The sequence below is a fragment of the Burkholderia sp. ABCPW 14 genome, from assembly GCF_001523835.1.
Taxonomy (GTDB): domain Bacteria; phylum Pseudomonadota; class Gammaproteobacteria; order Burkholderiales; family Burkholderiaceae; genus Burkholderia; species Burkholderia mayonis.
On sequence record NZ_LOVS01000113.1, the window covers coordinates 1 to 22,485 of the forward strand.

A 22,485-nucleotide genomic window follows, 5' to 3' on the forward strand; every position below is an offset into this window, starting at 1 on the left:
ACCAGCACGCACCCGCTTGCGCGTAGCTTCGTCCATTTTGGCCATCAACCGAACCTCCATTCAGCGTGATGACTGTATAACGCACCGGCAGAAAATCGGTTGTCATGGATTCAGTAATTCTCAATAGGTGGACGACATTGGCCGTGTGCATTGACACGGCTTCCGTGCGGTGGTCCTGACCGGCAAACGACCCGCGAGCGGCTTGCGTGGCTTTGTTGTTTTTGGTTGCCATGATCGCCCGCTCAGTGTGTCGTGCGCGGATCGCACGTGACGACGCCGAGCGCCGCGAACAGGTGTTGCTGCACGCGTCCCATCAGGCCGGCCGCGAACGCATGGCGGCTCACCGTGACGCGATGCGCATCCACCTCCCCAGCCTCGCGCATCGAGCCTTCCAGCCCGCGCACAAAGGCCGCTGTTTGATGGGCCGCATAGTCGTGCAGTCGCACGTCGCCTTTCAGGTCAAGCCATGCGTCAGCGCAGATCGCGCCGAGATCGACGGCGAATTGCAGCTCGATCGGCGCGCCCGTGTCGAGCGGCGGCGCGTTGTCGAATCCTTCAATCACGGCGGTTCGGACGTACTGGCTCATTGCGCACCTCCGACATCGGTCATCGCAAAGGCCAGCTCGCGCAGCTCGCTCGCCATGCCCTGCACCAGCCAAAGCAGGTTGACGCGCGCGCCCTCGCTCATGTCCTGAAACGTCGTGAAGCCGTCGTCGGCGAACGCCAGCAGCAGCGATTCGAGGTGCATGGCACGGCTCGCGACGAAGTGAGACAACGCGAGCGTGCCGGCGAATTCGATGCGGCGGCCGTCGTTCATGTGGATCGACAGCGCGTCAGCCATGCCGCACCTCCGCACGCACGAGCGCTGCGATAGCGACGAGTGCCGCGCCGGTCGCATCGAGCGCGGATTGGTACGTGTCGGCGGTGGCTGCGTCGCGCAGGGCGGCGCGGATGATCGAATGGATAAGGGGAACGTTCCGCCCGATATGAGCGTGCGTCGGCTGGCGCATTGGATGCGGCCTCCTTGGACGGGTTGACGAACCCGGCTCCCGCTGTCAAACGGGGTGGCCGGGCACAGGGCAGGGTTGACAGACCGGCGTCCAAGGGAACCGGCGTGCGCGAACGCACCCCCACCAAGGCCCGACCATAGAAGGCGCAAGGTGTACGGACGCAAAAAAACCGCGCGAAGGCGGCTGTCCGCCTTGGAACTATTCCGGCTGTCACCCCGGTTCGCTGCTGTTTCAGCGGCGCTCACAGGATACCGCGCACCGCCGCGCAACGCAAATCCGCCAAGCAACACGCCAGAGAAGGTGGGGCGAAAAGGCCGAAGCCGTCCGCGCACTGCCGGGGCCAAATAGCGTTGGTTCCGCGTCACGCCGGGGCCTTCGGATCGAGCATGAAAACAGCATGCTTGAGCAGCTCGACGGCACGCTTTGTACGCGACGGCATACGCTCGGCGTCACGCTCGAAAACCGACGCTGCTGCGGCAATCCAAGAGGCGGCTTCACGCCGCACCTCATCGTTGCTTCGCGCGTGCGCATCGGCAAACCGATCGCGCTGGCGCTCCAACTCGCTTTCGTAAAATGCTGCGTCTGCTTGCTTCTTGGCCGCACGCGCTGCCGAGCGCTCACACGCCTTTGTCAGATTCGCCATTACGCGCCCTCCTTCATCTCGAACGCTGCGCCGTCGGCACGATAATTCAACGGGTCAGCGATCCAGCGATGGATTTCGCGATTCGGCCAAATGGTGCAGCGCTGCGTCAGACGACGAGCGCGGGGAAACCGGCCCTCCAGTTCGCGCTGGCGAACGGTTTCGCGGGACAGAGGAATGAAGGCGCGGAGATCCCCCCAGCGCGAAAAGCCATCGAGCGGCAATCCGGCCGGAGCCTGAAATGCGAATTGAGTCTTTGCGGACATTTGTGCTCCCTAAGCAAATCTACGCCACCATTGGCGCAGAAGCGGAAGCATCGTAATTAATCGCGAAAAATCAGAACACGGAACATTTCGACTTGCCGCTGGCTAGAAATCTTCCGGCTTCATTCGACCTTTTCGCACGCGATCAACGAAGCCCTCAAGGTCGTTCAGACCCAAAGCCACTTTGCACTGGAGCGCAACCAGCGAGTCGGGAAGCCGCCAGCATTCCGCACCATCGGAGTTCGTGAATTCCCATCGAATTTCCCACATGGCGCGATCAACGGTTCGGACGTAGGTGCGAACCTCGCTCGATTTTTGTGACGTGAGCTGATCGGCCACGAAGCTCCCACGCCACGGGATAGTCTGGCGGCTCTCTAGCGCCGCTTCCAAACCGAATGCGATGCTCTCCAACCCGGTCAACACCTGAACCACCGATGGAATGAAACAAGCCGAACTGCCGTTGAAACTGAGTATTTCGTCAAGGCGAGGACGTGCATTTTCTTCATACCGCGCCCGATCATACGGCTCGACGATCCCCGGATGTGCGGCGGTTGCCTCGATCAGATGCAGGATATCCGTGAATTCCAGTGGCACCGAAATGGGCGCGTGCCCCTGTTCCCGTTCGATATCGTTAAGCAATTCGCGCGCGTCGCCAAGCACGCGAACGAGCTGCGACACATTCTCTCGCTGTCGCGCCACTGCTTCACGCTGGCCCTTCTCGTCTCTGTCCGTCACGGACAGCGCAGCCTGAAACCATAGCCGCCACGCCGCGTCAGCATTCAACCCACACGCCCATTTAAGAGATGCAGAGCCGTAAAAAGCTTCCATCCGGGGATCTGCTGCAAGTCGCCTCGCCGCCTCGACCTCTCTTGGCGAATAGGGCGTCGCAAGACGACACACGCGATCGCACTCCTGCCGGACTGGCTCCGGCACCCACGAACAATAATCCTGATTCATCGCACACCCTTCGCATGCGCCCTTCACGGAGAACGCCAAGCCAGCCGGGGAAGGTGTCCGGTTTTCGGGTGGCCGCCCTAGGCTTGACGGGCGGCATTTTCTCACGAGTCTGCGAGCTGGCTAACCAGCCACTCCATGTTCAAAGCCAAACGACGCGGTACCCATTCGAAACAGCGGGCATATCTAGCCGGGACCGCTCCTTGGCCATAGATGCTTAATCGGGCCGAGTTCGGCCAGACGCGGTCAACCAAGGCCGCTCATTGGACGTCCGCTTTGTGGCTGAGATGCGATGTCGATCTTCACGCTACACAACGATTCCAATTCGCCGTCCAACACAAGGACGGTTTGCCGCATCTGGATTAGTGCCGACCACGCACAAACGAAACGCAAGCTATCTCTCTAGGGGGGCACAGACGCGTTAGCCGCGGCTTGGTAGAGAGCCTCGGTAAAATGGCTCCGAGATTTCGCTGCTGATAGAGCTACATCGGGCACGCCTTGTTGGTGCGCCACGGATTGTGTTCGGCGAATAACCCGGTCTTCGTTGCGTTGTCTTCGACGCGCCGGTCCTGCTTAAGCAGACAGAGAAGCACGTAGCGTGTCGACCCGCGCCGGGCCGATATGGACCTGAAGGTCTTCCAGCAAGCCCGCGCCGTCCTCAGGGCTGCGAGCCTCGAGCACGCGCATTTCTTTTTGCGAACTCATGAATTTGAGTCGATCCAACAGTTCGGTCGCAAGGCGTCGGGCCTCTGCGTTGATCGGCTGCAACGTTGATTCAGTATTAATCAGCAAGTACGGCGACACGATCGCCGTGTCCTGTCGTAGTAGCAATGTCGCAACATCCAGCTCCAGTATTTTGCTTTCGGCTTCTTTTTGCAGCGCGATCAAGTGTGATGGAGACTGTGGAAGGCTCGTGACCTGAACAAGGCACTGGCCATGGGCGTAATCTACTGTGATCTCTGGTGTTCCAGGCCACTGGACGCGCCGATTAAAGCGTATCCGACGTTGTTCATCGTCACGTGCGAATACCGCGCGCAGCGATTTAATGAATTGGCTTGTCGGAACTGAGTTGCGCTGGATTGCCTCCACCGACTCGTTGTAAGTATCGCGTGTTCCGAACGCTGAGAGCATCCGGATCGAGGAGTCCACTACCTGACGCTCTGAATATCCTCTGACCCGCGTTGGCCTTCCAATGCGAAAACCGTCAAATGGCGACTGAAGATCATCGAAATCCACCCCTGCGAGAAGTTGCTGATGGATAAATCCCGACACATGCTCGAGAATACCGAGGGCAGAGGTTGCGCGCTTTGCGCCTATCATCGCGCGCAGCTGACGCGGATCGAACGCCACATGCGTCGAAACGTTACCCGTGGACGGAGCCTCATACCTGATTGCAATGATGGCGACGAACCTCTCGCCAGTCGAATGGTTCGGTTCCCACAATATAGGCACCACCCTCGCGGAGTACGGTGGCGCGTCCCACATGCTCATGTCTTCGAGTCGTTCCATAGCGTTTCTGCAGAGGGCTTTTGAAGGCGCTGCGCAAGGTATAGCGGAAGTGGCTCCAAGCGCAGCGCGATGAGGTCGACGATCAGTGCTGCCATCCTTATGGTGGCGGTTACCCGCCTCTCGGGCGGGAGTTTCCAGCGGCCCATCTCGATCGCCAGCATTTTAAGCCGCTGCGCGTGACGAGCGAACTTCGCTGCTTCATCTTCGACACCATGATCCGCTGGCCGCCGCTTCACCAACTGGGCGAGTAACTGATTGACGCGCGCGGTGTACGTGACCACGTTTCTTTGTGAACTGGCCTCAGCAATCGCCTTGTAGAGCTTGGTTACCGGCTCTAGTGCCAAATTGTGATCGAACAGCCACCATTTGACACCGTCAAAAAGCAAATTCTGGGCGTGTCGATCGGGGTTCGCCACCAATTCGTCCCACGCGGCACCCGCTCGTCCCGTATCGTTATGGCAGACGCTTTCCCAAACATGCTCCTCGCCAATTTCCCCCGTGCTCGCTTGGCGCGCCATGAACGGATCGGGCGGCTGGAAGAGGCTCCCGAACAGCACCACGCTACTGGCTTGCATGCTGGTCGGCCGTCCCGGCAAATCGCCAGGCTCGGCGATTACTAGGCCGGGATTCGGCACCGGAAGCTTGAGCACTTGCGATGCAAGGCCGCATGCAAGCTCGATGTCCAACTGAGCAGCATTCGGCAGGTATTTGACGACTACTGGAATTGCGGGCTCGTCTTCACCTGGAATGCCGGCCAAACCTTTCCACACGTGATTGAGGTGCTTCCCGGCGACTTTTTCCGGTACGCCAAGGAGACGATAGACGGGAGGTCGATCTGTGATTTCTCGTAGATCGGCTGGAATGTTCTCGTTCAACGTAACCCCCGAATTTGCATGAAGGCTATAGGCGGACTGGCAAGATTCAGTGTGCGCTCGCGTCGTTTAACTGTAGCAAAAATTTCCGTGGACGATAAACAGCGCGCAGCAGCATCTAGCGCCTCCCGTCCTCTGGCGCGCACGGTCAACAGGCGCGTCGGATTACAAGCGGACCGGAACGACCGGTTGTGATTACGCGAAAGGGTTGATACTAAACGGTGGATTGCTGATGTACGAAACCGATCCCAAGCGACTTGCCTGTTGCCAGTCGCGCAGTCTGCGCCATCAACTCATGCCTGAGCCGCAACCCATTTCCTGCGGAAGCACTTCCTAGAGAATGCCGGATTGCAGCACGAAGATGATGCCGGTCAGCACGGCGCGATCGTCCAGCGGCTTGCGCCACTGGATATCACGCCCGACGTGGCTTCGGCGGCGGCAACGGTTGGATCAGTGGCCACAGTGCGTCATCAAGTATCGGTTTCCTCGTCAGAGATAAAAAAGAAGGAATAACAGAGTGCGATGTGGGTTAACAGCCCCTCATCGACTCATTTTGTTAGTGTCTTTTAGAGCTTTTGGACGAAGTTCGTGACGTGGCTCAGTGATTCTGCGTAATTTTACTTGGGAATGTTGACGTTCTCCCTATTGGGCATTGAGTTGGGAGGCGGTGATGCGCCGATTAGAGGACGGTCGGCAGTACCGCGCACAACAGCTGAAACGGGTCGGGAACGGCCGATCCTGAAAAAGTCGAGCGTAGGTTTTAGCGTAGCTTTCTGATCAGGGCCCTGTCAGATAAGGCAGAAAGACCTCTGCATCAAGTTGCAGGTGCGGTGGCGGGGTCCGTGCTCATGTGACCGGGAAAAGTTGCTTTGGCTGCCGGAGTTTACCAGCGGCCCGACCGAGACTGCTCGAAGTTCGCCGTCCGGCCAGTTGTCGCCGATTGTCGGCGGCAGCTCCCGGCCACGAAGCGTCGTTCGCCTTTAGGCGTGGCCGGGCATTCCGGTGTCTGCCTCGGATCAGTTACCGGCCGCTTGCGTACCGATGATGTGCGCCGAATCATCGGCCATTGTGATCATTGATGTCATATCATCCGAAGCGGCGATCAATGCTTTGCAGCGCGGTGTCGTTTGGCTGCAATCGGTCCGAAGTGGCCATTTATGGACCGACTCCGCGCGAAGGTGGCAGGTTTGTCGAATGCCTCGTTCAGATGCAATGCCACTTCGTTTTTTGCATTTCGCAATGGACGGAATCGTGGGTCGACGCAATAATATTAGGGGTATATCATTGAACGGAGGGTGGCAAATTGGCAACGAAAGTCTTTTTGAGTTGGAGTGGGGAGCTTAGCCGTAAGCTCGCAGATGCTTTGCGAGGATGGTTGCCATCCGCGTTGCAATCAGTTAAACCGTATTTCACTCCCGAGGACATCGAAAAGGGATCTAAATGGGGCCCCGAAATTTCGAAAGAGTTAGAGAGTTCAAATATAGGGATCGTGTGTCTAACTCGAGATAACACTGAAAAACCCTGGATCTTGTTTGAGGCAGGAGCCCTTTCGAAGAGCATCCAGCAAAGCCATGTATGCACGCTGCTTTTTGATTTGGAGCCAACCGATATAAAAGGCCCTCTTACAAGCTTTCAGGCAACGAAATTTTCGAAAGAAGATTTTAAGAAGCTTGTCTTAACAATTAATTCTTCCTCTGGTGATCTGCGCCTTGATACGGCAGTGATGGATGCGGTTTTTGAAATGTGGTGGCCCAAACTCGAAAACCAGGTTGCCGATATTCTCAAAAATCACGGCATAGAAGGCAAACCAGTTAAGCGCTCGGAGAGGGACATTCTAGAAGAATTGCTTGAATTGTCGCGAATGACCGCGGCTCGAGTTGAGCGGCCGTCAAGAATGTCCCCGCGAGTTGTTATGGAACTGATGGAGGGACTAGAGGAGCTTCAGCTTTTTCTCGGTCCACAAAACTTAGATGTATCTCGTCGCGTCTTTGATAGGCTTCGCAAGCCGCTAAAGTTTCTCTGCTTGGAAGCGGGCATTCCGGAGGCATACGAAAAAATGCGCATGCGGATGCCGGAGGCTGAATTTCAACCGAAACGATCGGTGCCATCCGTAGAAACTGGGAAAATTGCCGAGGGCTAAGATGAACGTTCTTATCGTGACCTATGACTTAATCAAACAGACAAACAGCGAAGCTTATACGTCCATCTTAAATATTATAAAGAGTGAAAAAAACTGGGCAAAGCTGTCCGAGTCGTCATATGCAATGCATACCAACATGACACCCAAGGCAGTTTACGAAAGAGCTAGACCCTATCTTGATGAAAAAGATAATTTTATGGTCTTTACTTTGACAAGCCCTTATTTTGGACGACATTCAAAAGAAGTGATTGATTGGCTGCAAGCGAAAATTAACCAGTGAAATTGAATTCGTTGCGCATTTTTTGCTCATAAGGCAATGTCCATTAATAACCGCCGAACAGCGTGAACGAATGACGGTCAGACTTTGAGAACGGACGTTGCCGTCGCGGAGACCCGAATGACGGCAACGGGTCGGTTAATGCCATTCCCATAAGACACTCCTTCAATTCACGCCGTCAACGCCCAATCCGGCGGCCACCGGCTTCTGCCCCCTACCCAAGCATCATGTCCGAAACCGTTCCCTTTCGGACATAGGCATGCGACCATGTCCGAAAATAAGCATTCGCCCGGTTCGTACATAGGTTATGATTCGGACGCCCTTTTCGAACACCCTAAGAGCACAATATGCCGAGAACCTTCGCATATGCACGTGTCAGCACGACCGATCAGACGCTAGCCAACCAACTCCGCGAGATCGAGACAGCCGGCTTCGCTGTCGACAAGCGCCGAGTCGTTACCGAGAGTATCTCGGGTAGCGTTAGTGCAGATCAGCGGCCCGGATTTGCCGAGCTGCTTCTCAAGATGGAAGAAGGCGATGTGTTAATCGTGACGAAGCTCGACCGACTTGGCCGGAATGCGATGGACGTCCGCGCAACTGTTGAAGCTTTGGCAGAACGCGGCATCCGGATTCATTGCCTCGCGCTCGGCGGCGTCGACCTCACCAGCGCGGCCGGACGAATGACGATGCAGGTATTGAACGCCGTTGCCGAATTTGAACGCGACTTGTTGATCGAACGAACGCAAGCCGGGATCGCGAGAGCAAAGGCTGAAGGAAAAGCGATGGGCCGCCCATCCGCACTTACCAAACCGCAGCAGCATGAGGTTCGCGAGCAACTCAGCGCGGGCGCGAGCGTCGCAAGCCTTGCGAGGCGTTATGGCACCAGTCGCCAGACAATCATGCGCGTCCGAGACGCAGTGTGAGCGGCTGCCAAAAGTGACTTTCTGGTAACTCACACCCTCACATTCGAAGCGCAAATGCGACGCGAACCCATCCATAGTGGAGGATCATGATATTTTGGAGCATCCACAAACCAATAGATCGCAGACGGCGGCTCCCTGCCACCGTCTCCGATATCATCAAGTCAACGCTCAATCGCCCGATAAATCTATGCCGGCAGCAGTCGATCGACAATTCCTTTGAGAGTTGTAATATCGTCCTTTTGCAAACGAGCAAGCCCAGATGCGACTAAGCATTTGAACTTCGTCAGATCCATGTTCAGCGTATATTCACGCTGAATATCCTCCATCAGAACCTTCCCACTACAAAGTCTTTTCCAATCGTTTTCCCAAATCGGCTCCCGCTCCAATTTCTTTTCAGCGTGACGGCACTTGAACTCATGAGCCCATTCCGAATTTGCAGTCCGAGAATTCAGCACCGACTCAACCTCCTTCAATTTTTGAAGCTGGAGATTCGCAATCTCCTCAATGTTTTTCCCCTTTATCTCTTTCGCGGTGAGACCAACGCGCAGCCCTCTGTAATCAGCGAGTATCTCAGCCGTTATAACAGAGTCAAGTTGACCGATAGCCAACTCGCGAATCCGCTTAGATAGCGCTCCACGCGACTCCGGCGGATTGGAAGCGTGTGTCCTAAGCAAATCGTACAGAATCTCCTCGTTGACAAGATAGTTTTCAAGGCAATATCGCTCCAATTGTTCTATCTTCACCAACTCAGTACTCTTCAAAGATGTTTCCTTTCTATCATTATCAAAAAGGAAACTTTGCCGCTCCTTCAACAATCCTTTTTTCTCAGCAGCTTGCAACGCCATTATTGACGCCTCGATTTCTTGCCGGCCCTTCAACGGTCGAAGTTCAATTCCAAAAAGCGCATCTGGAAACGCGGCCTGCAGAATATCGACGTCACTGTCGCCCTCAACAAATATCAATGCCTTAGCCGTTAGCGCTTGCTCAGCGCTGACGCCTAGCAGACTGATAGCCTCGACGACTTCGTGCACGTCCTGCCTGAGAATCGGTGATATATCGCTCCCATTGCGGAGATGAAAAAGCTCGGCATCATCGCGATCATATGCGTCTCGGGTTATTTCCGCACTGTGTGTCGACACAATAAACTGGCAGTCCATAGATTTCGCAACCCTTTCCGCCAGATACGGAAGAATTTTTCTACAAACAGCCGGATTCAAATGAAGCTCCAGCTCATCAACGAGCGAAATCGACCCTGGAACAAGCGAAGTTTTGAACAAAAGAAAACTGAGAACCAGTCCTTTTTCACCACTACTGAGACTATCTATGTCGAATACCTTTTCCGAAAGCTTATCCCTCACCAGAACCGTAACCAACCCTGTCGGTTTTTGCTGCAACCCGACGAATTCCTTACCCGGCAAGAATGCATCAAAGATCGAATTAAATTCCGGCGCAAGATCGATATCATTGAAACGAGACAGGACAGCACGATTCACAACCGTTTGCTTTAGCCTTCCATATTTCGCAGTCGCCGTCGAAAAATGACTATCTAATTGCGCCTTAAAATCTTGCGGCCCTATTTGAATAACGATCTCCCCCCACAGGGAGCGAACGATCAGCGGGAAAATAACTAAAAATTGTTTTTTCAGGAGACAACCTTTGCTCTATATACCCGATGATCATATTGTAAATAGCCGACGATCCATTGATTCGATTTGAATCAATTTCAACCCTCACCTCCACGCGCTTACTGGAGGTTATTACTTTAATCGCCTCATCCACTGCACTCTTAGCCGTTTTCTCAGCCTCCTGCCCGATCGGCGTCGACATATAAGCCACCAAATCCAACGTGGGATCGTTAGGCTGCCGACCCAACTGCGCGGCGATCAAGTTTTTCGTTACCTGTGGAATGGCGTCTTGCAGATCCAAAATCTCTTGATCCAAAAACTCGATCGTTAGCGCAATCGAAATAGGCTTTGTCGCGTCTCCTGCCAACGCAGAAATATCGTACTGAAAATTTCCCTGCGCAAAATGCGCGCTGGTAGCACCCAAAGCAACCATCACGTTACGCAATTCATCATGTACGCGGGGGAATAAAATCGCTTTAGCGAGACGAATCGCCTCGAAGATAGAGCTTTTCCCTGACGCATTTGGCCCAACAACCACCGAAAGATTTTTTGATATTGAAAAATCGATATCACTCAGCTTTCTGAAATTCTTAATTACTACACGTCGAAGTTTCACGATGGCACCCCGTTGGTCAATTGGCGTTACCAGGACGAAACTTTGCTCTTTTGATCACGACAAGTATAAGACCGATTCTGAGCCTTTCGGTGACGAGGCTAACAAAGCGCAGCTCGGCCCCGCTGAAGGAGGTAGCAACAGACGTCAAAGGGCAACTTCGCGACCGGGCCAGCGGGGGCGCGGGGAGATCCTTTGCGCGGAACGTTCCAGACAGCGGGCATTTCGCTGAACAACAGAGCAAACGCCGACCGCGCAGCCACGTATCTCCAAAGTTATCTCCAAGAAATATGTGTTTTGGAGATAGACTTGGAGATAGTCAAAGCCTTACCGGACAAGGCTGACAAACGAAAAAACGTACTTATCTCCAACTCTCCAGAATTTTTTGTTTCCGGCGGCGGACGATGTTGTGTATCGCGCTCCTTCAGCCTATGCATTGCTGCCTGTTGGTATTTTTGTTGGTATCTATGTACAGATGACGCCCGAAGCTCTTTGTCAGCGTAGAGATATGAATTCTGTCGGGGGACCAGCCAAGCCCCGAACGTCTCCCAAGCTTCACCAGAAAATGCCCGCCCAGCCCCGTCTGGCGGGCCTTTTTGCCTCCAGCTTCGCCCAACGTCACCCAGTGACAACCAGAGAATCTGCTGGTATTTCTGTCGGTATTTCTGTTGTTCCCTCCAGATACCAACAAACGTCTTCGAAGTCGGCGTTGCGGACGAACTCGAACGTGATGCCTTGATGAATCGGGAATCCCGCAAGTATCGTCACCGAAGCCGGCGCCAACCGGTCCGCAAACGACGATGTCCGCATCATGCGCATTCGGTCATTCGCGCGAGTTGCAGTACGCGTCGAACACCCTCCTCTTCGACGTAGGCGGCAAGTCGACCTTCTCTCCAAAAGTGCGGCGGGATTGAGCCGTTCCGTTGCGGCGCATTCATAGCATACGTAACGCGATCCTCGAGATAGATATCCGATCGGTTGCGGACGATGGCAATCACGTCATACCCACGTGTCGGCTCATGAAACACGGAGGTCGACGACCGAACGTCGTCCGTGATCGTCATAGCGAGCGGCGTAACGGGACAGTGCGCATTCGACCCAATTCGCTTTCGGAAAGAAACAGCCGGAACAAAACGCTGCGAGCCGACGGCACGCCCGCCGCCGCTCGTTTTTTCTGGACAACTCACCCAACGCGCGTATGATGGGTCAATCTGCTTGCGTTCCTTGCACAAACGTTCAGATTGTCCGTCGCACCCTTCCCCTCGTGCGTCGCTGCCTCTTCACGCAATCGACGCCCTCAGCGCTGCACAGGACGCTCGATGCGTCGCACGCGCACGAAGCCGAAGCCATCCCATCATCGCGATCCGCTGCTCACGATCGCCAGGAGTTCGCCATGAGCATGCATGTGTATCGCGGATTCGAAATTCATCCGCTCATCTATCCCCATGTGCCCGCCGGAGAGGGCCGCGGCCACAACTACGAAGCAGGCTTCGACGCCGCCGTGCGAATCTGTCCGCGCTCGCAGCAAACAGCCGCCTCCCAAGGCCGCATCTTCAAGCTCGCCGACCGCTCGCCGTTTTCCAACGCCGGCGACGCGCGACGGGCATCGCTGCTGTACGCGGAGGAGATCATCGACCGGAACGAAGGCGAGCACTGGGTGTTTTCCGAAGCTGGCTGACCGGCGTCACTTCTTCGCATTCCGCAGAAAACCTCGATTCGACGAGAGTCGCCTAACACGATTCCCGCCCGATGAAATGCTCATCGGCGAGGTTTCGTGTCTCGTGCTGCGGAATGAAATCGCGCAGGTCGACGGCAAGCCGCCATCCGAAACCTTCGACGACGTCCGATCCCGTTACCGCGCATCCCTGACGTACACCGCCGTCCGGACGCTGTCGCCCGGCGTCGGACATTCGGAGCTCGAATCGGACGGCATCGCCGGCAAGATCATGTGCCGACCCCGACGAACGCACTTCGCCCCGTCTTCCTACTCACGCCAAGGAAACTTGTGACGACCATCACGCCCAGGCTCAACGAACCCATCGACGTCACGCTCAGGCGCTTTCGAAGAGAAATCGAACGCATTGGCCTGATACGCGAATTGCGCGACCGCCGCAGCTATGAAAAACCGACTGCGATGCGAAAACGCAAGAAGGCCAGCGCGGCCGCGCGCCAGCGAGCGCGTCTGAAGCGGTCGATGCCGCCCAAGAAGCCGTACTAGCGATGCCGTGGCGTCCGGCCGGGCGCCGGACGCGTAACCCGGATACGACATGCACCCGCCGACTCATACCCGATACGTCGACTTGCTGTGCTTTCTGGTGATCAACCAGCTCGTCACCCGGACGCTGACCCGCAGGTGGTTGCGCCCCGACTATCTGGTCGAATCGATGCGTGCGTGGCTGTCGTCGCGGCAAACCCAATGCGACTGGCGCGACCGGATCTGGCTCGCGCGCGCGTCCGGCGAAATTGCACGCTCGATGTACTCCGTCGACGAACGGGCGCTCCCTTCGGCCTCTCCGCTGTTTCAGCTCCGCTGCCATGACGTCGACAATACGACGATCGAAGCGCTGATGCTTCGCGCGAAATGCGTGCAGTACTTGCGAACGCACGTCTGAACCGCATTGCGCGCGTCACTTCCAGTTCGGATCCTGCTTCAACTGCTCCTGTAGATACGTCTTCATCCGTTCGTCCGGCTTGCCGAACCAGCGGAAGCTCGCATACTTGCTCGGCGCGTCGTAGGCGCCCGGCATCTCCGGCAGCGTCACGAGCATCCCCCACATCCGGTGTGCGTCTTCGTCGATCACGCCGTAGAACTGGTTGGCCGCGCAATCGTGCGGCTTGCACATCCACCCCACCAGATACGGCGCGCCGTCGACCTGCTCGCGCTTGTACGGCGAACTGACCCGGTTGTCGCTCGCGAGCCATCCCGGCACGCGCGTTTCCTTCGCGAGCATCCGCTTCCACGCGGTGCGGTTCGCGCTTTGCGCAATGGCCTCGGAGAAAGTCGGCGCCGGCTCGTCGGCGGCGACCGCCGGACCCGCCACGCCGGCGATCAGTACGGCCACCGCTGTGGCCCGTGCGGACGAACGAAAGAGATGAAAGATCATGAATGCTCCCCGGGATTATTCGTTCCGAATGAGACGTCAGCCCCGTCGGCAAGTTCCGGTCGCGTTGCCCGGATGCGGCCGGCCATCCGCTTCCGATGTGAAAACGCGCAATAAACACCCGCACCGTATCGCCGCCGACGCCCGCGTCCACGCCCCCTTCGACTCCCGCGGAAAGCCCGGTATTCGTATTCTTTTGCGCTATGATCGTCGCTGCTCCAATCGGCATTACCCGGCAGTCGCGTAATTAAAACTATTACCAGGACGACATCAAGTGAACGACAACGACGTGAGCCAAACGGAAAGCCATGCCGCTCTCCTGACGCGCATCCAGAAGCTCGAATTCCAAGTGGAGCAGTTGACGGAAACGCTCGACGTGCAGGTCAAGACGAGCCTCCGCAAGCAGATGTTCGTACCGAGATTCGACATCGCCGATGCTGTGGATACGCACCCGTTCATGTCAGCCTCGACCTGCAGCGCATCGGATCTCCTGCATCCCGAATATCGACGAATCTGCGCGCGCCTCAACATCGAGCCGCGCTTTCATCGCAAGATTTGGGAATGGGCGTTCATCATCCACAAGCTGGAACAGGCCGGCATGCTGACCGCCGGCAAGCGCGGGCTCGTGTTCGGCGTCGGGCGCGAACGGCTGCCCGCATACTTCGCGAGCCGCGGCGTATCGGTCGTCGCGACCGACGCGCCCGAAGAAATCGGCGAGCAGGTCGGCTGGACGAAGTCGTTCGAGCACAGCAGCTCGCGCGATCAGCTGCGCTATCCGGACATCGTGTCCGACGAGCAGTTCGATCGCCACGTGTCGTACCGGATCTGCGACATGACCGCGATCGACAAGACACTCACCGGCTTCGATTTCACGTGGTCGTCGTGCTGCTTCGAGCACCTCGGCTCGCTCGAGGCGGGTCTGCAGTTCGTCGTCGACAGCGTCGAGCAGACGCTGAAGGACGGCGGCATCGCGTGCCACACGACCGAATTCAATCTGTCGTCGAACGAGGGCACGCTGGATCACGGGCCCGTCGTCTTCTATCGGAAGCGCGACATGCTGGCGCTGGTCGAGCGTCTGCAGGATCTCGGGCATGAAGTGCAGCCGTTCGTCGTCGCGCCGGATTCGCATTACCTCGATGCGTATATCGATCTGCCGCCGTACCGGCAAGAGACGCACCTGAAGCTGCTGATGGCGACGCACGTGGTGACGTCGGCCGGCATCGTCGTCCGAAAGAACGGGCTGCTCGACAAGCGCAAATAATCTCCCGGACGCAACGGCGCCGGTCACCGCCACTCGCCGACCGCACGGCGGCCGGCGCGAAACCACGGCGCCGATCGCCCTACGCGCGAGCGAGCGCGCGCGATGCGCTTTCGATTCGCGCGTGGCGGCATGATGAGCGCCCGTCGAACGCGCGTCATGCCGCACCGTTGATCGCGGCCGACGAGACCGCATCGGCAACGCGGCCTTCGGACGATGCCGCGCGCGAGCCTGCACAGCGCCTCGCCCGAATCGCCATGGACATCCCCTTTCGCCTGGCACGCGCGATGCGTGCCTTGCAAGGCCGCAAGCTTTGCTGCGATGATTAGCGTCGATCCACCGTTCCGGACACCGCCGGCGAAGCGACGAGCACGACCGCCCCCCACCGTCTGCTGCGACCCGCGCCGCATTTGCCGCCGGCACGCCGATCCGCCACCCGACCGCCGCCAGCAGCCTGCGCGCGGCCGGCCACGAAGCCTTCCGAATCGCGATGAAAGCCAGCCCTCCCGATCCCGCCGCCAAGAAACGCCGCCGCCCGTCGAACCTCGCGCTCAACCTATTCGCCGTGCTGGTCGGCCTCGTGACGTTCGGCCTCGGCGCGGCGTGGGTGATCTACTCGTGGCTCGTCGACCGCGAAGCGCCATACTTCGCGATCCCGCTCGTCTTTTCGGTGCCGGTGATCGTCGCGGTTGCCGTGCGCAGCATCTGGGAGTGACGCGGCTTCGCTCGCGACGGCGTCGCCTCGCACTCGCCGTCCTTGGCGCCCGCTCGCACGACGCCCCTCCGCCGAAGCAACCGAAATCGCCGCCGCCGCGAATTTCCCGGTCGGTCCGCTGTCCTACCGCGCGATACGTTCGCCCGAATTCCGTTCCTTGCTCGATCGCCATGTCATCCACGCCGCATCGTCCACGCTCCCGCCGCTTCGTCGTCCGCCTGCTGTCCGCCGTTTGCCTCGTCTGGATCGCGTCCATTCTGTGCATCGCGTTCGCGCCACCCGCACACGCGGCGGGAAGGTCCTGTGCACGCACGTCGGCCGCGCACGGCCACGCCTGCCGCGTCGCGCGCAGCGTTCATGCGAAGCCCGTCAAGCGCACAGCGCGCGCGCGACATCATCGGCTGCACGTGAAGACGAAGCCCGCGGCGATCCACAAGAAGACCCGGCATCGCGCGCGCTCGACCGCGCGTCCGCATCAACCGACGCGCAAGCGCCACCGCGCATCGCGCACAGTCGCCGCCGCGGCCGCGAAGCCGCAGCTGCTCGCAAGCTGCGGCTACACCAGCGCGGCGCGCAGCCTGCTGCGCTCACGCGCGATCTATGTCGTCGACGAAAGGACGGGCACGGTATTGATCGAGAAAAATGCGAAGCGCGTCGTGCCGATCGCGTCGGTCACGAAGCTGATGACGTCGATGGTCGCGCTCGATACGCGCGCGCCGTTGTCGCGGCCACTGCGCGTGAGCGCACAGGACCGCGACTACGAGAAGTTCACGGGATCGCGCCTGAAGGTCGGCTCGGTGCTGTCGCGCCGCGACATGCTGCACATCGCGCTGATGTCGTCGGAAAACCGCGCGGCAGCGGCGCTGTCGCGCGACTATGCGGGCGGCCGCCCCGCATTCGTCGCCGCGATGAACCGCAAGGCGCGCACGCTCGGGATGAAGCACACGCATTTCGTCAACGCGACCGGGCTGTCGCCTCGCAACGTGTCGACGGCGCACGATCTGTCGCGGCTCGTCGCCGCGGCGAGCCGCTATCCGCGCATCAAGACGTTCTCGACCGATACGTCGAAAACCGTCTTCCCCGGCCGCGGCCAGCTCCAGTATGTGAATTCGGACGCGCTCGTGCGCGCGGGCGACTCGAGCATCATGTTGCAGAAGACCGGCTTCATCAACGAAGCCGGCCATTGCGTGGTGCTCCGCTACGCGGTGCGCGGGCGCCCCGTCGACATCGTGCTGCTCGGCGCACCGGGGCCGCGCGATCATATCGCCGATGCGATGAAGATCCGTCGCTGGCTCACGTGCTCGATGCCATGACGCCCCGGCGTGCGTCCGCCGCCGGGGCGCCGCACGCCGCCCGCACATTGCGCGGCGTGGCCAAGCCGGCGTGCGCCGGATAGGCGCAGCGCCGCTTACTTCTCGACCGCGCGCGCCACTTCGTTCGACCCGTACCAAAGCCGGTAGCGGACATCGAATCCGTTCGGCGCGTACACGACGATCGGCAGGCGGCTGTTGTAGCGCAGCAGATAGCCGCTGCCGCGGACGGGCACGAACGCCTCCTGCGCGTCCTGCCCCGGGCACGCCATCAACGTGCCGGCCGGCCCCTTCGCGTCGGCGAGCACGTAATACGAATAGCCCCAGCCTTGCACCGTCTCATGCTTGAGATCGCCGCCGAACCAGTGCTGGTTGCAGTCGACCTTGATCGTCTTGCCGATGATCAGCTCGACGCGAATGTCGTCCTCCAGCTTTTCGGCGGGCAGCACGATCACCGCGCGCGTCTGCCCCGCCTGCGCGGCCGGGAACATCTTGATGTCTTCCGCTGACGGCTTGGGCGTGGACGCGGCGTCGACGCCCGTGGCGGGCGTCGACGCGCTCGCCGCCGCGACGCCGGGGAAGCCGACGAATGCGGCGCACGCCGCCCAGGCGGCCAAGCGAGAGGCTGATTTCATACAGTGCTCCTGAAAGAGTGATTGAACATGAACTGAAGCGCCACGCGCAGCCAACTTCCGCATTTCGACTGCTTTCGTGATTGTAATGTGCAGACACAATTCGCTTCGAACTAAGCGGGTCTGTGCGCTTCACAATGGAAACGGCAGTGAAAACAGGGAGAAGGGAGCAGGCCATGCTGAAACTTGTCGCTTCGCTCGGAGCCGCGGCGCTCCTTGCCGGCTGCGTCGCCGTGCCGGACGACGGTTACGGCTATGGCTACGCGCAGCCGTACTATCCGGGCGGCTATGTGTACGGGCCGGGTTATTCGCCCGTGTACGGGACGGTGAACATCTGGGGCGGCGGCGGATGGCGGGACCGCGACCATTGGCGGGGCGACGACAACCGCTGGCGAGGCGGCTGGCGCGGCGGCGGCGGCGGCAATTGGCACGGCGATCAATCGCGTGGCGGGCGCGGCAACGGCTGGCAAGGCGGCCGTGGCACCGCTGGCGGCCGCGAGGGCCGCGGCGGCAACGATTGGCCGGGCGGCGGAGGCGGCAATGGCGGCGGCCACGGCGGACGACATTGAGGTCCGCCGTCGATTTGCAACGAGTTGTATCGAACAAACGCACGGCGGCTGCGGTCGCGGATCGCTGCGACGATCGCAGCGGACGCGCCGACTATCGGCTTGCCTGAAGAAGGGAGCTCGGGGCGTCGGTGACACGGTCGTCCGACGCCGCCGGTCGCGGCATCCGCCCTCGTCGCGCCTCTCGAAGATCGTCCAGGCGGAGCGCTTCACGCGTTTCGATAGCGCGTCGCTGTTCGATCGGCATCGGCATTCAAGGCGTCCGGCAGCCGCAAAATCCGCTCAATCGAACTCGCGCGATCCAACCCACATCGCATGGATGTGGCCGCCGTCGCGCGCACCGGGCCGCGCATCGCGCGGACTCCCCGGCATATCGTTCCGGTTACCACCCGGCAGGCTGCGGCCGCGCGTAACCATACGCGTCGTAGCCGTCGTCGTATGCTTGCGCGCCGCAACCGACGTATGCGCGTCGATACTGGTCGTAACAATATCCCGCCGGCGGACCGCCGTACGCCGGCGCGGGTTGGTACTGCGCCGGCTGATAGGCAGGCACCTGATACGCGGGGGCCTGATATGCGGGCGCCGAGTACGCGACGGCCGGCGCGGGGTTCAGCGCGGACGTGACGATCGCGCCCAGCACCGCGCCGCCGATCAGCGCGCCGACGATATCGCCGCCGCGATCATGTGCGCTAGCCGGGCCGGCAAGCGCGAGGCTGCCCGCCGTCACCAGAACTGCCACGATCTTCTTCATGTTGGACTCCGCCAAACGTGGTGCAAGACGAAACCCATTGTGGGCGCCGTCGACCGTAATAGATGCAGCAAGCAGTAACGCGCAATTACGCGTGTCACATCCGTGCTCGCGCGCCGCACGGGCCGTGCTACGATTTTCGGCACCAAGGAGACGCCCTCGATGAACCCAGACACCGCCCGCCGATTCGATACCGAGTTCGCGCCGCGCATCGCGCGCGCAATCGCCGACTTGCTGGGTCACCGGGCGAACGCCGAGGTCATCGGCTACGGCGGGCACGGCCATCCGACACAAGTGCGGATCGCCGCGCCGCCCGCCGAGCACGCGCGCGGCTACGCGCACCCGCTCGACATCGCGCTCACGTGGGACACCGACGAGATCGAGCGTCTGATGGCGGCGGACGGACCCGCGCGCTTCGAGCGCTATGTCGCGGCGTTGGGGCGCAAGCTGCCGGCCTGGGAAAACGCGCGCGACATCGACTTCGGCTCGCGCACGCAAGCCGATGCGCTCGTGCTGATCGGCGGGCTCGATTTCGAGGCATGACAGCGGTGGCGGGGCGTGTCGTCTCGCTCGATTGGCGGACGGATTCGCCGCGTCCCGAAGCGTCGCGATGCATCGACTGGCCTGTCGATTGGCCGTCGCGGCCGTTCGACGTCACATCACGCGTGATCACCTCGCCGACGGTCTCCCGATCGCCCGATCACCTGATTGCCTGATCCCGAGCGCTCGCCCGCCCCTCCCTCCCGCACGAGTTCGAGAGGCCGCGCCTTCGCCGATTCCGCACCGCTTCGCCGCCACCCTGCGCAACGCACGGGGCCGCTCGCAATCCGCCGTTATTCCCTCGCTCCGCCCTACCTCACGATTCAAGCGCCGGTGATACACTCGACCGGCTCACGCCGATGCCCGCGAGCATTCGTCGCCGCGACGCAGGCGTCTTTCTGTCGAACTTCACGAGGAGGCCCCCATGGCTGATTTCCGGCTTTGGACTGACGAGTTTCCGGCCAATGGCTTCATGCCGAAGGCGCAGGAATACAAACACGAAGGCTTCGGCGTCGACGGCGGCAACCAGTCGCCCGCGCTCCACTGGGAAGGCGTGCCCGCCGATGCGAAGAGCCTCGCGCTGACGGTCTACGATCCCGACGCGCCGACGGGCAGCGGCTTCTGGCACTGGACCGTCGTCAACATCCCGGTCGACGCGGCGACCCTGTCTCAAGGCGCGGGCGCAGCAGGCAGCGCCGCGCTGCCCGCGGGCGCCGTGCAAGTGCGCAACGACTACGGCGACGAAGGCTTCGGCGGCGCCGCGCCGCCGCGCGGCGACAAGCCGCACCGCTACATCTTCCGCCTGCACGCGCTGAAGGTCGACGCCTTGCCCGTCACGAAGGACACGACCAATGCGGTCGCCCGCTTCATGATCCATCTGAACGAACTCGATTCGGCGACTTACACCGGCCTCTACGAACTGAAGTAAGCCGTCCGGGCCGGGCGCCCCGCCCGGTCCTTCGCCGCTGGCCGTGCGCGTCAACGCGCAAGCCGGCGGTTGCATCCGCAACGAATCGCCGCACCTCGCCGCCTCGCCAACGCTTCCGCCATGAACGCCGACTCCGGACTGCCGCTCCCGCAACGCTACTGGGCGATCGTCTGCGTCGCGCTAGGCATCACGCTCGCCGTGCTCGACGGCGCGATCGCGAACGTCGCGCTGCCCACGATTGCCCGCGATCTGCGCGCATCCGACGCCGCGTCGATCTGGATCGTCAACGCGTACCAGCTCGCCGTCACGATTTCGCTGCTGCCGCTCGCGTCGCTCGGCGACCGGATCGGCTATCGGCGCGTCTACATCGCGGGGCTCGTGCTCTTCACGGCGGCGTCGTTCGGCTGCGCGCTGTCGAGCACGCTGCCCGCGCTCGCGACACTGCGCGTGATTCAGGGCTTCGGCGCCGCCGGCATCATGAGCGTCAACACCGCGCTCGTCCGAATGATCTATCCGTCGTCGCAGCTCGGACGCGGCGTCGCGATCAACGCGATGGTCGTCGCGCTTTCGTCGGCGATCGGACCGACCGTCGCGTCCGCCGTGCTCGCCGTCGCACCGTGGCCGTGGCTTTTCGCGATCAACGTGCCGATCGGCGTCGCCGCCGTGTACGGCAGCCTGCGCGCGCTGCCCGTGAATCCGGGCCGCGACGCGCCGTACGACTTCATCGGCGCCGTGATGAACGCGTGCGTGTTCGGGCTGCTGATCGTTTCCGTCGACGAGCTCGGGCATGGCAAAAACCACGCGAGCGCCGCGGCCACCGCGCTCACGGCCATCGTCATCGGCTACTTCTTCGTCAAACGTCAACTGACGCAGCCTGCGCCGCTCCTGCCCGTCGATCTGCTGCGCATCCCGATCTTCGCGCTGTCGATCGGCACGTCGGTCGCGTCGTTCACGTCGCAGATGCTCGCGTTCGTCGCGCTGCCGTTCTGGCTGCAGAACACGCTCGGCTTCTCGCAAGTGCAGACCGGGCTCTACATGACGCCGTGGCCGCTCGTCATCGTGATCGCCGCGCCGCTCGCGGGCGTGCTGTCGGACCGCTATTCGGCGGGCGCGCTGGGCGGCATCGGCCTCGCGCTCTTCGCCTCGGGCCTGCTCGCGCTTGCGACGATCGGCGCGCATCCGACGCCCGGCGACATCGTCTGGCGGATGGCGCTCTGCGGCGCAGGCTTCGGACTCTTCCAGTCGCCGAACAATCGCGCGATCCTGTCGTCCGCGCCGCGCGAGCGCGCGGGCGGCGCGAGCGGGATGCTCGGCACCGCGCGGCTCACCGGACAGACGCTCGGCGCCGCGCTCGTCGCGCTGATCTTCGGCGTCGCGCCGCAACATGGACCGACGTTCGCACTCTATGCCGCAACCGCGTTCGCCGCCGTCGCGGCGGCCGTCAGCCTGATGCGAATCAAGGCGCAGCGCCACACGGCCGCCGCCGCGGGGTGACGCGAAGCCGCTCGCCGAGGTCGCCCGCGCGGGTTGGCGCGCGATCGGTGGCGCGTCGCTTCGCCAGCCGGCCGATTTCGCCGATCCATCGCCATATGCATCCCGCCGCCGCACCCCGCCACTTTCGCAGCACGGCGCAGCCCCGTCGATTCGGCCATTCGGACAATCCAGTCGATCGAACCCATCGACGATCCAGCCGCCCGTCGCCGGCCACCGCCCCCCATCCCCGCCCCGTTATTCCCCGCCAGTCACCGCGACAAACCTCACCCGAATCCGCACGCCCGGCCCATCCGCGCCCGCACTCCTTCCCGCACCGTCTGTCCAACACATGCCCGCGCCGCAAGTCGAGCGCATCCGCCGTTCGGGC

At 60.6% G+C, this 22,485-nt stretch carries 28 protein-coding genes and 1 pseudogene; 13 read left to right on the top strand and 16 right to left on the bottom strand.

The window, feature by feature from the left end; translation table 11 throughout:
• The 10 genes and pseudogenes from WS62_RS38240 to WS62_RS37460 form a co-directional block, all read right to left on the bottom strand.
• Nucleotides 1-232, bottom strand: a 232-nt coding sequence (locus tag WS62_RS38240) for a hypothetical protein (RefSeq protein ID WP_156441029.1), incomplete at its 3' end; no start/stop codon positions are given.
• A gap of 10 nt (nucleotides 233-242) precedes the next feature.
• Nucleotides 243-587: a hypothetical protein gene (locus WS62_RS17520; protein ID WP_066573172.1), complete on the bottom strand. Its 345-nt coding sequence runs from the start codon at nucleotides 585-587 to the stop codon at nucleotides 243-245.
• Nucleotides 584-841 (bottom strand): hypothetical protein, encoded by a 258-nt coding sequence (locus WS62_RS17525; RefSeq protein WP_066493416.1) that lies wholly within the window; start codon nucleotides 839-841, stop codon nucleotides 584-586. Before WS62_RS17525 ends, WS62_RS17520 begins: the two co-directional genes overlap by 4 nt.
• Nucleotides 834-1,010, bottom strand: a complete 177-nt coding sequence (locus WS62_RS34000; protein ID WP_082721055.1) for a hypothetical protein — start codon at nucleotides 1,008-1,010, stop codon at nucleotides 834-836. Before WS62_RS34000 ends, WS62_RS17525 begins: the two co-directional genes overlap by 8 nt.
• A 361-nt stretch (nucleotides 1,011-1,371) precedes the next feature.
• Nucleotides 1,372-1,653, bottom strand: coding sequence for a hypothetical protein (locus WS62_RS17530; RefSeq protein WP_066493415.1), 282 nt, complete (start codon nucleotides 1,651-1,653; stop codon nucleotides 1,372-1,374).
• Nucleotides 1,653-1,916, bottom strand: coding sequence for a helix-turn-helix transcriptional regulator (locus WS62_RS17535; protein ID WP_066573178.1), 264 nt, complete (start codon nucleotides 1,914-1,916; stop codon nucleotides 1,653-1,655). Before WS62_RS17535 ends, WS62_RS17530 begins: the two co-directional genes overlap by 1 nt.
• Before the next feature lie 102 nt (nucleotides 1,917-2,018).
• Entirely contained in the window at nucleotides 2,019-2,741 is a 723-nt protein-coding gene (locus WS62_RS17540) for a hypothetical protein (RefSeq protein ID WP_082721056.1), read from the bottom strand.
• A gap of 699 nt (nucleotides 2,742-3,440) precedes the next feature.
• Complete coding sequence (locus WS62_RS17545; RefSeq protein ID WP_231748332.1) at nucleotides 3,441-4,376, bottom strand: hypothetical protein; 936 nt, start codon at nucleotides 4,374-4,376, stop codon at nucleotides 3,441-3,443.
• Nucleotides 4,355-5,251, bottom strand: a complete 897-nt coding sequence (locus tag WS62_RS17550) for a hypothetical protein (protein WP_231748333.1) — start codon at nucleotides 5,249-5,251, stop codon at nucleotides 4,355-4,357. Before WS62_RS17550 ends, WS62_RS17545 begins: the two co-directional genes overlap by 22 nt.
• Nucleotides 5,252-5,539: 288 nt before the next feature.
• Nucleotides 5,540-5,741, bottom strand: a pseudogene (locus tag WS62_RS37460) (transposase); the annotation flags it as partial.
• A gap of 810 nt (nucleotides 5,742-6,551) precedes the next feature.
• Between WS62_RS37460 and WS62_RS34005 the strand changes: the two are divergent.
• From WS62_RS34005 to WS62_RS17560, 3 genes are all read left to right on the top strand, one after another.
• Entirely contained in the window at nucleotides 6,552-7,388 is an 837-nt protein-coding gene (locus WS62_RS34005; protein ID WP_082721057.1) for a toll/interleukin-1 receptor domain-containing protein, read from the top strand.
• 1 nt (nucleotide 7,389) lies between these two features.
• Nucleotides 7,390-7,668: a hypothetical protein gene (locus WS62_RS36580; protein ID WP_156441031.1), complete on the top strand. Its 279-nt coding sequence runs from the start codon at nucleotides 7,390-7,392 to the stop codon at nucleotides 7,666-7,668.
• 344 nt (nucleotides 7,669-8,012) lie between these two features.
• Nucleotides 8,013-8,588 (top strand): recombinase family protein, encoded by a 576-nt coding sequence (locus tag WS62_RS17560; RefSeq protein ID WP_066573186.1) that lies wholly within the window; start codon nucleotides 8,013-8,015, stop codon nucleotides 8,586-8,588.
• 185 nt (nucleotides 8,589-8,773) lie between these two features.
• On the opposite strand, the gene WS62_RS38245 is transcribed toward WS62_RS17560, so the two are convergent.
• Both WS62_RS38245 and WS62_RS38250 read right to left on the bottom strand, forming a co-directional pair.
• Nucleotides 8,774-10,081, bottom strand: coding sequence for an AAA family ATPase (locus WS62_RS38245; protein ID WP_231748334.1), 1,308 nt, complete (start codon nucleotides 10,079-10,081; stop codon nucleotides 8,774-8,776).
• Between the two features lie 64 nt (nucleotides 10,082-10,145).
• On the bottom strand, nucleotides 10,146-10,829 hold the full coding sequence (locus WS62_RS38250; RefSeq protein ID WP_231748335.1) for an AAA family ATPase: 684 nt from the start codon (nucleotides 10,827-10,829) through the stop codon (nucleotides 10,146-10,148).
• A 1,390-nt stretch (nucleotides 10,830-12,219) separates the two neighbouring features.
• On the opposite strand from WS62_RS38250, the gene WS62_RS17580 reads away from it, so the two are divergent.
• Nucleotides 12,220-12,504, top strand: coding sequence for a hypothetical protein (locus WS62_RS17580; protein ID WP_059469147.1), 285 nt, complete (start codon nucleotides 12,220-12,222; stop codon nucleotides 12,502-12,504).
• Between the two features lie 52 nt (nucleotides 12,505-12,556).
• Here WS62_RS17580 and WS62_RS36585 read toward each other — a convergent pair whose 3' ends face one another.
• The gene (locus tag WS62_RS36585; RefSeq protein ID WP_156441032.1) at nucleotides 12,557-12,736 is read right to left on the bottom strand and encodes a hypothetical protein; all 180 of its coding nucleotides are present in this window, start codon (nucleotides 12,734-12,736) and stop codon (nucleotides 12,557-12,559) included.
• Between the two features lie 95 nt (nucleotides 12,737-12,831).
• On the opposite strand from WS62_RS36585, the gene rpsU reads away from it, so the two are divergent.
• Together rpsU and WS62_RS17595 are read left to right on the top strand one after the other, a co-directional pair.
• The gene (rpsU, locus tag WS62_RS17590; protein WP_066573198.1) at nucleotides 12,832-13,044 is read left to right on the top strand and encodes a 30S ribosomal protein S21; all 213 of its coding nucleotides are present in this window, start codon (nucleotides 12,832-12,834) and stop codon (nucleotides 13,042-13,044) included.
• Between the two features lie 49 nt (nucleotides 13,045-13,093).
• Complete coding sequence (locus WS62_RS17595) at nucleotides 13,094-13,438, top strand: hypothetical protein (protein WP_231748336.1); 345 nt, start codon at nucleotides 13,094-13,096, stop codon at nucleotides 13,436-13,438.
• A 15-nt stretch (nucleotides 13,439-13,453) separates the two neighbouring features.
• On the opposite strand, the gene WS62_RS17600 is transcribed toward WS62_RS17595, so the two are convergent.
• The gene (locus tag WS62_RS17600; protein ID WP_066573206.1) at nucleotides 13,454-13,930 is read right to left on the bottom strand and encodes an inhibitor of vertebrate lysozyme family protein; all 477 of its coding nucleotides are present in this window, start codon (nucleotides 13,928-13,930) and stop codon (nucleotides 13,454-13,456) included.
• 271 nt (nucleotides 13,931-14,201) lie between these two features.
• On the opposite strand from WS62_RS17600, the gene WS62_RS17605 reads away from it, so the two are divergent.
• The 3 genes from WS62_RS17605 to WS62_RS17620 all read left to right on the top strand — a co-directional run bounded on the left by WS62_RS17605 (nucleotide 14,202) and on the right by WS62_RS17620 (nucleotide 17,213).
• Complete coding sequence (locus WS62_RS17605) at nucleotides 14,202-15,188, top strand: hypothetical protein (protein ID WP_066573208.1); 987 nt, start codon at nucleotides 14,202-14,204, stop codon at nucleotides 15,186-15,188.
• A gap of 487 nt (nucleotides 15,189-15,675) precedes the next feature.
• Nucleotides 15,676-15,900 carry a hypothetical protein gene (locus WS62_RS17615; protein WP_066494003.1) on the top strand — a complete coding sequence of 75 codons (225 nt, stop codon included), beginning with the start codon at nucleotides 15,676-15,678 and terminating at the stop codon, nucleotides 15,898-15,900.
• Between the two features lie 170 nt (nucleotides 15,901-16,070).
• On the top strand, nucleotides 16,071-17,213 hold the full coding sequence (locus WS62_RS17620; protein ID WP_066573214.1) for a serine hydrolase: 1,143 nt from the start codon (nucleotides 16,071-16,073) through the stop codon (nucleotides 17,211-17,213).
• Nucleotides 17,214-17,308: 95 nt separating this feature from the next.
• On the opposite strand, the gene eco is transcribed toward WS62_RS17620, so the two are convergent.
• On the bottom strand, nucleotides 17,309-17,845 hold the full coding sequence (gene eco, locus WS62_RS17625) for a serine protease inhibitor ecotin (protein ID WP_066573216.1): 537 nt from the start codon (nucleotides 17,843-17,845) through the stop codon (nucleotides 17,309-17,311).
• Nucleotides 17,846-18,018: 173 nt separating this feature from the next.
• Here eco and WS62_RS17630 point away from each other — a divergent pair, with 173 nt between their 5' ends.
• Nucleotides 18,019-18,411, top strand: a complete 393-nt coding sequence (locus WS62_RS17630; protein ID WP_066573218.1) for a hypothetical protein — start codon at nucleotides 18,019-18,021, stop codon at nucleotides 18,409-18,411.
• A gap of 379 nt (nucleotides 18,412-18,790) precedes the next feature.
• On the opposite strand, the gene WS62_RS17635 is transcribed toward WS62_RS17630, so the two are convergent.
• Nucleotides 18,791-19,159 (bottom strand): ecotin precursor, encoded by a 369-nt coding sequence (locus tag WS62_RS17635; protein WP_066494007.1) that lies wholly within the window; start codon nucleotides 19,157-19,159, stop codon nucleotides 18,791-18,793.
• A gap of 159 nt (nucleotides 19,160-19,318) precedes the next feature.
• Here WS62_RS17635 and WS62_RS17640 point away from each other — a divergent pair, with 159 nt between their 5' ends.
• The 3 genes from WS62_RS17640 (at nucleotide 19,319) to WS62_RS17650 (ending at nucleotide 22,118) form a co-directional block, all read left to right on the top strand.
• Nucleotides 19,319-19,699, top strand: coding sequence for a DUF5594 family protein (locus WS62_RS17640; protein WP_066573413.1), 381 nt, complete (start codon nucleotides 19,319-19,321; stop codon nucleotides 19,697-19,699).
• A 421-nt stretch (nucleotides 19,700-20,120) separates the two neighbouring features.
• Nucleotides 20,121-20,624, top strand: a complete 504-nt coding sequence (locus WS62_RS17645; RefSeq protein WP_066573220.1) for a YbhB/YbcL family Raf kinase inhibitor-like protein — start codon at nucleotides 20,121-20,123, stop codon at nucleotides 20,622-20,624.
• A gap of 120 nt (nucleotides 20,625-20,744) precedes the next feature.
• Nucleotides 20,745-22,118: an MFS transporter gene (locus WS62_RS17650; protein WP_066573222.1), complete on the top strand. Its 1,374-nt coding sequence runs from the start codon at nucleotides 20,745-20,747 to the stop codon at nucleotides 22,116-22,118.
• Nucleotides 22,119-22,485 lie beyond the last annotated feature (367 nt).

Coding starts and splice junctions, on each gene's coding strand:
- WS62_RS17530 (WP_066493415.1), bottom strand. CDS start 1,653: ATGGCGAATCTGACAAAGGCGTGTGAGCGCTCGGCAGCGCGTGCGGCC.
- WS62_RS17545 (WP_231748332.1), bottom strand. CDS start 4,376: ATGGAACGACTCGAAGACATGAGCATGTGGGACGCGCCACCGTACTCC.
- WS62_RS17645 (WP_066573220.1), top strand. CDS start 20,121: ATGGCTGATTTCCGGCTTTGGACTGACGAGTTTCCGGCCAATGGCTTC.
- WS62_RS36585 (WP_156441032.1), bottom strand. CDS start 12,736: ATGTCCGACGCCGGGCGACAGCGTCCGGACGGCGGTGTACGTCAGGGA.
- WS62_RS17650 (WP_066573222.1), top strand. CDS start 20,745: ATGAACGCCGACTCCGGACTGCCGCTCCCGCAACGCTACTGGGCGATC.
- WS62_RS34000 (WP_082721055.1), bottom strand. CDS start 1,010: ATGCGCCAGCCGACGCACGCTCATATCGGGCGGAACGTTCCCCTTATC.
- WS62_RS17620 (WP_066573214.1), top strand. CDS start 16,071: ATGTCATCCACGCCGCATCGTCCACGCTCCCGCCGCTTCGTCGTCCGC.
- WS62_RS17630 (WP_066573218.1), top strand. CDS start 18,019: ATGCTGAAACTTGTCGCTTCGCTCGGAGCCGCGGCGCTCCTTGCCGGC.
- WS62_RS17535 (WP_066573178.1), bottom strand. CDS start 1,916: ATGTCCGCAAAGACTCAATTCGCATTTCAGGCTCCGGCCGGATTGCCG.
- eco (WP_066573216.1), bottom strand. CDS start 17,845: ATGAAATCAGCCTCTCGCTTGGCCGCCTGGGCGGCGTGCGCCGCATTC.
- WS62_RS17615 (WP_066494003.1), top strand. CDS start 15,676: ATGAAAGCCAGCCCTCCCGATCCCGCCGCCAAGAAACGCCGCCGCCCG.
- WS62_RS17520 (WP_066573172.1), bottom strand. CDS start 587: ATGAGCCAGTACGTCCGAACCGCCGTGATTGAAGGATTCGACAACGCG.
- WS62_RS17560 (WP_066573186.1), top strand. CDS start 8,013: ATGCCGAGAACCTTCGCATATGCACGTGTCAGCACGACCGATCAGACG.
- WS62_RS17635 (WP_066494007.1), bottom strand. CDS start 19,159: ATGAAGAAGATCGTGGCAGTTCTGGTGACGGCGGGCAGCCTCGCGCTT.
- WS62_RS17595 (WP_231748336.1), top strand. CDS start 13,094: ATGCACCCGCCGACTCATACCCGATACGTCGACTTGCTGTGCTTTCTG.
- WS62_RS17640 (WP_066573413.1), top strand. CDS start 19,319: ATGAACCCAGACACCGCCCGCCGATTCGATACCGAGTTCGCGCCGCGC.
- WS62_RS17600 (WP_066573206.1), bottom strand. CDS start 13,930: ATGATCTTTCATCTCTTTCGTTCGTCCGCACGGGCCACAGCGGTGGCC.
- WS62_RS36580 (WP_156441031.1), top strand. CDS start 7,390: ATGAACGTTCTTATCGTGACCTATGACTTAATCAAACAGACAAACAGC.
- WS62_RS17540 (WP_082721056.1), bottom strand. CDS start 2,741: ATGGAAGCTTTTTACGGCTCTGCATCTCTTAAATGGGCGTGTGGGTTG.
- WS62_RS17580 (WP_059469147.1), top strand. CDS start 12,220: ATGAGCATGCATGTGTATCGCGGATTCGAAATTCATCCGCTCATCTAT.
- WS62_RS17525 (WP_066493416.1), bottom strand. CDS start 841: ATGGCTGACGCGCTGTCGATCCACATGAACGACGGCCGCCGCATCGAA.